The organism is Pseudomonas sp. (genome assembly GCF_026224925.1).
Classification (GTDB): domain Bacteria; phylum Pseudomonadota; class Gammaproteobacteria; order Pseudomonadales; family Pseudomonadaceae; genus Aquipseudomonas.
Genome location: NZ_JAMFRV010000270.1, coordinates 1 through 9,327, shown reverse-complemented (window position 1 = coordinate 9,327; position 9,327 = coordinate 1). Strand labels below are relative to the sequence as shown.

Below are 9,327 nucleotides of genomic sequence, written 5' to 3'. Positions count from 1 at the left end.
GGCTTCCGGCCCTCCTGGCGCCTCCAGCAACGGTTTTAACGAAAACCTTGCGCTGTTCAACAGCGGCACATGCGCAATTTGGGTCGATGCTACCGTCGCCGGCTCGTTCGTGACCGACAAGACTCAAAGTAAAGTCGCTGACAACGTAGGTTTCACCTACGCGCCACATGAAGTCACTGACAAAGGCTCGGCATGGTTGTATTCGTGGGCACTGGCGATCCCGACCAGCGCGAAAAACCAGACTGACGCCAAGGCCTTCAGCGAATGGGCGACTTCCAAGGAATACGCCGCGTTAGTCGCCAAGACCGACGGCGTCGCCAACGTGCCACCAGGCACCCGCGCATCGACCTACAACGATGCGTACATGGCGGCTGCACCGTTCGCCAAAATCACTCTGGAATCGCTGAAAGCGGTAACGCCGAAGACGCCGACGCTTAAGCCGGTGCCATACGTGGGCATTCAGTTGGTGACCATCCCTGAGTTCCAGGCGATCGGTACGTCCGTTGGGCAGCAATTCTCGGCGGCGTTAGTCGGTTCGAGCACGGTTGATGCGGCTCTGGCTTCGGCACAGAACACCACCGAGCGGGACATGAAGCGTGCGGGCTATCCGAAGAATCCGAAGAAATAGTCACGATTGACTGTTGCCAGTGCCGAGCGCTTTGCCGCCCGGCACTTTGTCCAAGCTTGCACCGAGTTTCGGAGTCACCATGAATACTTCTGCCATCAATCCTCGCCTGGATACTTCCAGTCCGACACCCAAAGCTAAACGCCGCCTGACTAAACCGGGCTGGTTTCTGGTCAGTCCCTCGGTCTTGATGTTGCTGGTATGGATGATCGTGCCATTGGGCATGACCATTTATTTCTCTACCATTCGTTACAACCTGCTGTCGCCTGGCGACAACGAATTTGTAGGGATAGAAAACTTCGTCTACTTCGTCACTGACAGTGGCTTTATCCCAGGCGCGACCAACACCCTGTTACTGGTGGGCAGCGTGCTCGCGATCAGCGTGATTCTCGGCGTCTTGATTTCCGCCCTGCTGGAGGCCAGTGAGTTTCTGGGTCGCGGCATTGTGCGTGTGATGTTGATTTCGCCGTTTTTCATCATGCCAACTGTTAGCGCATTGATCTGGAAGAACCTGATTTTCCACCCGGTCTCGGGGATTCTCGCTGCAGTGTGGAGATTCTTTGGCGCCCAACCGATCGACTGGCTCGCCCACTTCCCGCTGATGTCGATCATCATCATCGTCTCGTGGCAATGGCTGCCCTTCGCCATTCTGATCTTGATGACTGCCATGCAATCGCTGGATCAAGAACAGAAAGAAGCCGCGCGGCTCGATGGCGCCGGTCCCATTGCGATCTTCTGGCACCTGACCCTGCCGCACCTGGCACGGCCGATTGCTGTGGTGATCATGATCGAGACGATTTTCCTGCTGTCGGTGTTCGCCGAAATCTTCACCACCACCAACGGCGGCCCAGGCTATGCCTCGACCAACCTGGCGTACTTGATCTACAACCAGGCGTTGCTGCAGTTCGACGTCGGTATGGCATCGGCTGGCGGCTTGATTGCCGTGGTCATCGCCAACATTGCCGCGATCATCCTGATTCGGATGATCGGCAAAAACCTCACCGACAAGTCATGAGGGCCTTGCCATGATGACGCTTAAACAATCCCGTCGTATGCAGAGCGTGCTGCTTGGCACCCTGTCTTGGGCGATTGCGGCACTGATATTTTTCCCGATCTTCTGGATGGTACTGACCAGCTTCAAGACCGAGATCGACGCTTTCGCCACGCCGCCGCAGTTCTTTTTCACCCCTACTCTGGAAAACTACATCCACATTCAGGAACGCAGTGATTATTTTCACTTCGCCTGGAACTCCATAGTGATCTCGTTCAGCGCCACCATCCTCTGCCTGATAATCGCGGTTCCGGCGGCGTACTCAATGGCCTTCTTCGAGACCAAGCGCACCAAGGGCACACTGTTATGGATGCTCTCGACCAAGATGCTGCCGCCCGTGGGCGTATTGATGCCGATCTACTTGCTGGCCAAGACCTTCGGCCTGCTGGACACGCGTTTCGCACTGATCGCCATCTATACGCTGATCAACCTGCCGATTGTGGTCTGGATGATTTACACCTACTTCAAGGACATTCCACCGGACATTCTCGAAGCAGCGCGGCTGGACGGCGCGACTACCGCCCAGGAAATCTTTCGGGTGCTGGTGCCAATCTGTAAAGGCGGACTGGCCTCGACAGCGCTGTTGTCGCTGATTCTGTGCTGGAACGAAGCGTTCTGGTCACTGAACTTGACCTCTTCCCAAGCCGCACCACTGACCGCTTTGATCGCGTCGTACTCAAGCCCAGAAGGATTGTTCTGGGCCAAGTTGTCTGCCGTCTCGACCCTGGCCTGTGCGCCGATCCTGATCTTCGGCTGGATCAGCCAAAAACAACTGGTTCGCGGCCTGTCTTTCGGCGCCGTCAAATAATAAGTGTCAGCCTCTTTAACGAGAGCAGAACGGAGGCCATATGGCTAACCTGAGCATCAGAAATTTACAAAAAGGCTTCGACGGCAATTCCATTCTCAAAGGCATTGACCTGGACGTTCGCGACCGTGAATTCGTGGTTTTCGTCGGGCCGTCGGGCTGTGGTAAATCAACCCTGCTGCGGTGTATCGCCGGGCTTGAAGACGTCACTGGCGGCACCATTGAACTCGATGGCCGCGACATCACCGAGGTCTCACCTGCCAAGCGTGACTTGGCCATGGTGTTTCAAACCTACGCCTTGTACCCGCACATGACCGTGCGCAAGAACATGTCTTTCGCCTTGGACCTGGCGGGTGGTAATAAAACCGAAGTCGAGCGCAAGGTGGCTGAAGCGGCGCGTATTCTGCAGCTCGAACCCCTGCTTGAGCGTAAGCCGAAACAACTCTCCGGTGGTCAACGCCAGCGTGTGGCAATCGGCCGTGCCATCGTGCGTAATCCAAAAATATTCTTGTTCGATGAGCCGTTGTCCAACCTCGATGCCGCCCTGCGTGTGCAAACCCGGCTGGAGTTGTCGCGGCTGCACAAAGAACTCAAGGCGACGATGATCTACGTGACCCACGATCAAGTCGAAGCCATGACGTTGGCCGACAAAGTCGTCGTATTAAGCGCGGGCAAAGTGGAACAGGTCGGCACACCGCTGGAGCTGTATCACCACCCAGCCAACCTGTTTGTTGCGGGTTTTCTCGGCACGCCGAAAATGGGCTTCCTCAAAGGCACAATTAGCCGTGTCGACAGCAACGGCTGTGATGTAACCCTTGATGCCGGCGCGATTGTCAGCCTGCCATTGAACGGTGCCAGCCTCAGTGTTGGTAACTCGGTGACGTTGGGCATTCGTCCTGAGCACTTGAACATTGCCAACACTGGCGATTGCCAGATGCAGGTGATCGCAGACGTCAGCGAGCGCTTGGGCAGCGACACTTTTTGCCACGTGCGTACACAATCCGGCGAAGCGCTGACCATGCGTATCCGCGGCGACCTTGCGAGCAAGTACGGCGAAACGCTGAACCTGCACCTGGATAGCGCCCACTGCCATTTGTTCGACGCCCAAGGCCTGGTTATAGCCAACGCCTTGCAGGTCGCCGCTTAAGTATTCGAGAGTTCTGACCATGAAGCTCAATAAGCAGAATCTGTCGCAACTGGACCCGCATATTGCGCGCCCGGCCTACTCGCCGAGCGAAACCAGCCAAGGCATCGCACACATTGGTGTCGGCGGTTTCCACCGTGCGCATCAGGCGTTTTACACCGACGCATTGATGAACACAGGTGAAGGCTACGACTGGAGCATCTGCGGCATCGGCCTGCGTCCAGAAGACCTTGGAGTGCGTGATGCACTGCTGGGTCAGGACTATCTCTATACGCTGTACGAATTGGGTGACACTGACGACACTGAAACCCGTGTCATCGGCTCCATCAGTGGCATGCTACTGGCCGCGGACGGCATTCAGGCGTTGATCGACAAGCTTGCCAACCCGCAGATTCGCATTGTTTCGCTGACCATCACCGAAGGTGGTTATTGCATCGATGACAGCAACGGCGAATTCATGGCGCACCTGCCGCAAATCCGCCACGACCTGGCGCACCCTGGCGCACCCAACACGGTATTCGGCCTGCTTTGCGCTGCCTTAGACAAACGCCGTCAAAACGGCACGCCAGCGTTCACCTTGATGTCGTGCGATAACCTGCCGCACAACGGCGCCGTAGCACGCAAAGCCTTGCTGGCGTTCGCCGTCCTGCGCGACGCGGATTTACACGACTGGATCGCGGCCAACGTCAGCTTCCCTAACGCCATGGTCGACCGAATTACACCGATGACCAGTACCGCTCACCGCCTGCAACTGCATGACGAGAAAGGCATCGACGATGCGTGGCCAGTGGTCTGTGAACCGTTCGTGCAGTGGGTACTGGAAGACAAGTTCGTCAACGGCCGCCCTGCTTGGGAAACCGTCGGCGTGCAGTTCACCGACGACGTCACGCCTTATGAAGAAATGAAGATCAAATTGCTCAACGGCAGCCATTTGGCGTTGACCTATTTGGGCTTTTTGCAAGGTTATCGCTTCGTCCACGAAACCATGAATGACCCCCTGTTCGTTCGGTACATCCGCACCTACATGGACCTGGATGTCACGCCGCAATTGGCGTCAGTGCCCGGCATTGACTTGGAAACGTACAAGGACACGCTGATTCAGCGTTTCTCCAACCAAGCGATTGCCGATCAACTGGAACGCGTGTGCTCCGACGGGTCATCAAAGTTTCCCAAGTTCACCGTGCCGACGATCAACCGGTTGATTCTCGATAAGGGCAACCTCGACCGCGCCTCGCTGGTGGTCGCTGCCTGGGCGCTGTACCTCAAGGGCAAAGACGAGAATGGCGTGACGTTCAAGATTCCCGATCCGCGTGCCGAGTTCTGTCAGGCGTTGGTCGCCGATGATGTGCTGGTTACCCAGCGCTTGCTCGCGGTTGAGGAGATTTTCGGCGCAGCCATTCCGCAATCGGCTGAGTTCGTCGCGTCTTTCGAACATAACCTGAACAGCCTGCGTGAGTTGGGCGTCAAGAAAACCCTGGAAAATCTGTTGGCCAAAACGGCCTGAGGTGACCCTATGTTTCTCGGTATTGATTGCGGCACCCAAGGCACCAAGGCGATTGTGCTGGATGCCGAGAGCGGCGAGGTCCTTGGCCAGGGTTCCGGGCCACACACATTGATCAGCGCCGCCAATGGGCGGCGCGAGCAAGACGTGGCGCAATGGCTGGCCGCCTTTCAACAGGCCACCCGTGAGGCGTTGGCTGAAGCGGGTGTCAGCGGCGCGCGGATTCAAGCCATCGGCGTTTCAGGGCAGCAACATGGATTGGTGCTGCTTGATCAAAGTGGCGAAGTATTACGCCCCGCCAAACTGTGGTGCGACACCGAGAGCACCCCGGAAAACGATCGACTGCTGGACTATTTGGGCGGCGAAAAGGGTTCTCTGGAGCGTCTAGGGGTTGCCATTGCACCCGGCTATACGGTGTCTAAGCTGCTGTGGACCAAGGAGCAGCACCCGGACGTGTTCGAGCGCATCGAGAAAATCCTGCTGCCCCACGATTACCTGAATTACTGGCTCACTGGCCGCTGCTGCAGCGAGTTCGGCGATGCGTCTGGCACCGGCTATTTCAACGTTCGCACCCGCACCTGGGATGTGGCCTTGCTGGAACACATCGACCCCAGTGGTCGTTTGAACCGAGCGTTGCCGCAACTGCTGGAGGCACAGCAAAGCGTTGGCCAGATTCGTCCAGAAATTGCGCAACTGTTGGGCCTCAACCCTGAAGCCATTGTTTCCAGCGGTGGCGGCGACAACATGATGGGCGCCATCGGCACCGGCAATATCGAGCCGGGCTCGATTACCATGAGCCTTGGCTCGTCGGGCACGGTTTATGCCTTCGCAGACGAAGCACAGGTCAGCGATCAAGCGTCTGTGGCGACCTTCTGCTCTTCTTCCGGCGGCTGGTTGCCGTTGATCTGCACCATGAACTTGACCAACGCCACCAGCGCCATTCGCGAGATGTTCGCGCTGAGCATTGACGAATTTAACCTGACCATCGCTGCGGCGCCGATTGGCGCCCAAGGCGTGTTGATGTTGCCGTTCCTCAACGGCGAGCGCGTCCCTGCCCTGCCCAACGCCACCGGCAGTATTCTGGGCCTCGACAGCACTAACCTGAATCAGGCCAATCTGTGTCGGGCGGTAGTCGAGGGCGCCACTTTCGGGCTGCGTTACGGCCTGGATTTGCTTCGGGCCAGCGGCATCAAAAGCCAGGCTATCCGCTTGATCGGCGGCGGTGCGAAAAGCGCAGTTTGGCGGCAAATCGTTGCGGACATTATGGACACCCCGGTGATCTGCACCGACCATAGTGAAGCGGCTGCGCTCGGCGCGGCGATTCAGGCTGCATGGTGCTGGCACGATGCAAACGGGCAGCTATCAAGTTTGAAGGGGGGGTTAAAGGAGTTGTGCCAACGCTGCGTCAGTCTGGACGCAGCCAGCGAGACCCAACCGATTGCCGCAAACGTCGCCGCGTATCAGCAGGTCTATGACCGCTACCGTAGCTGTCTGCAGGCCCTTTGAGGCCGTTTAAGTTTTGGAGTAGTTATGTTTTTAGTGTGTGGCGAAGCATTGTTCGATTTTTTCAGCCAACCGGACAACGGCGCGAAGAGCAACAGAATAGATTTCCAGGCCGTTGCGGGGGGCTCTCCGTTCAACGTTGCCGTCGGGTTAAGCCGACTCGGCATCGACGCGGCACTATTTGCCGGACTTTCTAATGACTATCTGGGCAGGCGCTTGCGCACAGTGCTCGATGAAGAAGGCGTTCGGCCTGATTACCTGATTGATTTCGATGCGCCAACCACACTAGCAATGGTCGCGGTGGGTGCCGACGGTTCGCCGCACTACAGTTTTCGTGGCGAAGGCTGCGCTGACCGTCAGTTGCAGCTTGAGCATTTACCGGCGCTGGATGAGCAGGTACGTGGCATTCACATTGGCTCGTTTTCATTGGTGGTGCGCCCGGTAGCGGATACATTGCTGGCCTTGGTCGAGCGTGAAAGCACACAACGCTTGATTAGCCTGGACCCCAATATTCGCCTCAACCCAGAGCCGGACATTCAACGCTGGCGCGAACAGATCAGCGCCTTTGCTGAACACGCCCACCTGATCAAAGTCAGCGACGAAGATCTTTCGCTGCTGTACCCGGACCTTGATCCGCACACCGTCGCCGAAGGCTGGTTAAACAAACGCTGCCAACTGGTGTTCCTCACCCGAGGCACCCAAGGCGTCAGCGTTTTCACCCGCCAACACGGCACATGGTCGATTCCGGCTCGCGAAGTCATCACCGCCGATACCGTCGGTGCTGGCGACACTTTCCAAGCGGCCTTGATCACTTACCTGACCGAACACCAATTGGACAGCCCATCCGGCCTGCAAGCCCTGTCACGCGAGCAAATATCCGAGATGATGCAGTTTGCCGTCGCAGCGGCGGCGTTGACCTGTACCAAGGTTGGGCCGGATTTGCCGTATCGGAATGAGCTGAGCGGGATATAACCCCTGATATGGTTTTACCAGAAAAACCGCCAGAGGTCGGATGGGCGCCCAACTTCTGGGGCGCAGTCCAGCGTTTCCAATAATCACCGTCCGGTGCGCCCACAGGCCCTTGCCAAACCGTCGCCAAGGATCGACGATGTCCATCGTTAAATACCCTGATTGACCTTCTGAGGAATCAGCATGAGCCTGTCTTATTACCAATTATCCGTCCCGGTCTTTCTGCGCGGCCTCGATAACCTATCAAAGTTGCTGGATAAAGCCTTTGAACACGCCACCGCCACTGGCATGCCTATGGAAGAACTGCTGCAGGCCCGTCTCGCGCCGGACATGTACACTCTGATTGGCCAGGTTCAGGCCGTCAGCGACTCCTCGAAACTCTGCACGGCGCGTTTGGCCGGGGTGACCCCTCCGAGCTTTCCGGATACCGAAACCACCCTGGAACAGTTGCGTGAGCGTATCGCCAACACCCAAGCGTTTATCCGCAGCGTGACGCCAGAGCAATACGAAGCCAACGCGGGCAAGACAGTGACCCTGAAGACATCAAGCAGGGAAATGATCCTCAGCCAACAAGATTTCCTGTTGGGTTTCGCCCAGCCGAACTTCTACTTCCACCTGACCACGGCGTACGACATCCTCCGCCACAAAGGCGTAGCCATCGGCAAGATGGACTTCCTCGGCGGCGTATAAGGTGGTGTTTTAGGGCTCATGGCGCCTAGCTGATCACCGTCGACAAATTCAGGCGCTTTTGAAAAAAGAAACGCTGGTGTCCTGGCGGGAAGTCTTCGATTTTGGCGAACTGGACGAAACCATGTTTGCGGTAAAACTCCGGGGCCTGGAAGCTGAAGGTGTCCAGCCAGATTCCAATGCAACGGGTCTTGCGGGCGTGCTCTTCGGCCATGTGCATCAGCCTTGAACCCATGCCCTGCCCCCGGCATTGCTCGGGGACCGCCAGCAACTCGACAAACAGCCAGCTGTACAAACTGCGGCCGTAGAGGCCGCCGATGATTTCATTGGTAGACTCATCGCGGATCAACAGGGCGAAGCGCTCGGGTTTCGCATCACCCGCTTGGGCAACGTTATAAGCCCGCAATGGCTTGAGAATCGCCAGGTATTCAGCCTCCCCGGGGGCTTGCGAAACGTCGATCCGAACACTCATCAGCTATTCCTCACTGCGGCAGACACTCAGAACTTTACTTTGCGGCGCATGAAGCCATTGATCACGACCACCACGACGGCAACGGCGATAGCGATGTATTGAAACGTTTTCTCGGTAATCACGCCGGTGTTCTGAAGGTGCGATAGCCCCAGCATGATGGCCAGTACCACAAGGGCGATCACAATCGAATAGCTCAAACGCTGTTTGTTAGTCATGACGGTTTCCTGAATGTGCGTAGAAATCATCTGCTCTGTGCAAATGCGCGCCCATGGTAACGCCGTTGATCCAACCTGTCGTCTGGCGAAGTCAGTCAGTGCCGGGATATAACTAATCTCTCCGTGAGATTACCGTCTCATCGCTGAACACTCACGGGGTGATCCTCATCAGTGCCAGACGACATTCAATGAGTCATCTTCACGTGTTCTAATTCCAGCCGTTTCTATGACGCTGATTTTTTAAGGAGTTATCAATGCCCCACGAAGGCAACTTGCTTCAGGCCGCCGTTGTGTTTCTACTTGCCGCAGTCCTAACAGTGCCATTGGCGAAACGCCTGCAATTGGGCGCAGTACT

General features: G+C 56.9%; 10 protein-coding genes. 8 read left to right on the top strand and 2 right to left on the bottom strand.

The features are described from left to right. From M0974_RS11840 to M0974_RS11805, 8 genes are all read left to right on the top strand, one after another. On the top strand, positions 1-628 hold a 628-nt coding region (locus tag M0974_RS11840), incomplete at its 5' end, for an extracellular solute-binding protein (RefSeq protein WP_297836441.1). A gap of 79 nt (positions 629-707) precedes the next feature. Further along, complete coding sequence (locus M0974_RS11835; RefSeq protein WP_297836440.1) at positions 708-1,640, top strand: carbohydrate ABC transporter permease; 933 nt, start codon at positions 708-710, stop codon at positions 1,638-1,640. 10 nt (positions 1,641-1,650) lie between these two features. Further along, positions 1,651-2,484 (top strand): carbohydrate ABC transporter permease, encoded by an 834-nt coding sequence (locus tag M0974_RS11830; RefSeq protein WP_297836438.1) that lies wholly within the window; start codon positions 1,651-1,653, stop codon positions 2,482-2,484. Positions 2,485-2,524: 40 nt separating this feature from the next. Then, positions 2,525-3,628 carry an ABC transporter ATP-binding protein gene (locus M0974_RS11825; RefSeq protein ID WP_297836437.1) on the top strand — a complete coding sequence of 368 codons (1,104 nt, stop codon included), beginning with the start codon at positions 2,525-2,527 and terminating at the stop codon, positions 3,626-3,628. 19 nt (positions 3,629-3,647) lie between these two features. Then, positions 3,648-5,129, top strand: a complete 1,482-nt coding sequence (locus M0974_RS11820) for a mannitol dehydrogenase family protein (protein ID WP_297836435.1) — start codon at positions 3,648-3,650, stop codon at positions 5,127-5,129. A 9-nt stretch (positions 5,130-5,138) separates the two neighbouring features. After that, entirely contained in the window at positions 5,139-6,632 is a 1,494-nt protein-coding gene (xylB, locus tag M0974_RS11815) for a xylulokinase (protein ID WP_297836434.1), read from the top strand. Between the two features lie 24 nt (positions 6,633-6,656). Next, complete coding sequence (locus M0974_RS11810; RefSeq protein ID WP_297836432.1) at positions 6,657-7,601, top strand: carbohydrate kinase; 945 nt, start codon at positions 6,657-6,659, stop codon at positions 7,599-7,601. 180 nt (positions 7,602-7,781) lie between these two features. Continuing rightward, on the top strand, positions 7,782-8,288 hold the full coding sequence (locus M0974_RS11805; RefSeq protein ID WP_297836430.1) for a DUF1993 family protein: 507 nt from the start codon (positions 7,782-7,784) through the stop codon (positions 8,286-8,288). 25 nt (positions 8,289-8,313) lie between these two features. Here the strand turns inward: M0974_RS11805 and M0974_RS11800 are convergent, their stop codons facing one another. Together M0974_RS11800 and M0974_RS11795 are read right to left on the bottom strand one after the other, a co-directional pair. Next, on the bottom strand, positions 8,314-8,757 hold the full coding sequence (locus M0974_RS11800; RefSeq protein WP_297836428.1) for an N-acetyltransferase: 444 nt from the start codon (positions 8,755-8,757) through the stop codon (positions 8,314-8,316). A gap of 26 nt (positions 8,758-8,783) precedes the next feature. Beyond that, positions 8,784-8,972, bottom strand: a complete 189-nt coding sequence (locus M0974_RS11795; RefSeq protein WP_297836426.1) for a hypothetical protein — start codon at positions 8,970-8,972, stop codon at positions 8,784-8,786. Between the last annotated feature and the right edge of the window lie 355 nt (positions 8,973-9,327).

What these genes read in the sequence shown, in the direction of transcription:
- M0974_RS11835 (WP_297836440.1), top strand. Translation starts at nt 708, where the DNA reads ATGAATACTTCTGCCATCAATCCTCGCCTGGATACTTCCAGTCCGACA.
- M0974_RS11830 (WP_297836438.1), top strand. Translation starts at nt 1,651, where the DNA reads ATGATGACGCTTAAACAATCCCGTCGTATGCAGAGCGTGCTGCTTGGC.
- M0974_RS11825 (WP_297836437.1), top strand. Translation starts at nt 2,525, where the DNA reads ATGGCTAACCTGAGCATCAGAAATTTACAAAAAGGCTTCGACGGCAAT.
- M0974_RS11820 (WP_297836435.1), top strand. Translation starts at nt 3,648, where the DNA reads ATGAAGCTCAATAAGCAGAATCTGTCGCAACTGGACCCGCATATTGCG.
- xylB (WP_297836434.1), top strand. Translation starts at nt 5,139, where the DNA reads ATGTTTCTCGGTATTGATTGCGGCACCCAAGGCACCAAGGCGATTGTG.
- M0974_RS11810 (WP_297836432.1), top strand. Translation starts at nt 6,657, where the DNA reads ATGTTTTTAGTGTGTGGCGAAGCATTGTTCGATTTTTTCAGCCAACCG.
- M0974_RS11805 (WP_297836430.1), top strand. Translation starts at nt 7,782, where the DNA reads ATGAGCCTGTCTTATTACCAATTATCCGTCCCGGTCTTTCTGCGCGGC.
- M0974_RS11800 (WP_297836428.1), bottom strand. Translation starts at nt 8,757, where the DNA reads ATGAGTGTTCGGATCGACGTTTCGCAAGCCCCCGGGGAGGCTGAATAC.
- M0974_RS11795 (WP_297836426.1), bottom strand. Translation starts at nt 8,972, where the DNA reads ATGACTAACAAACAGCGTTTGAGCTATTCGATTGTGATCGCCCTTGTG.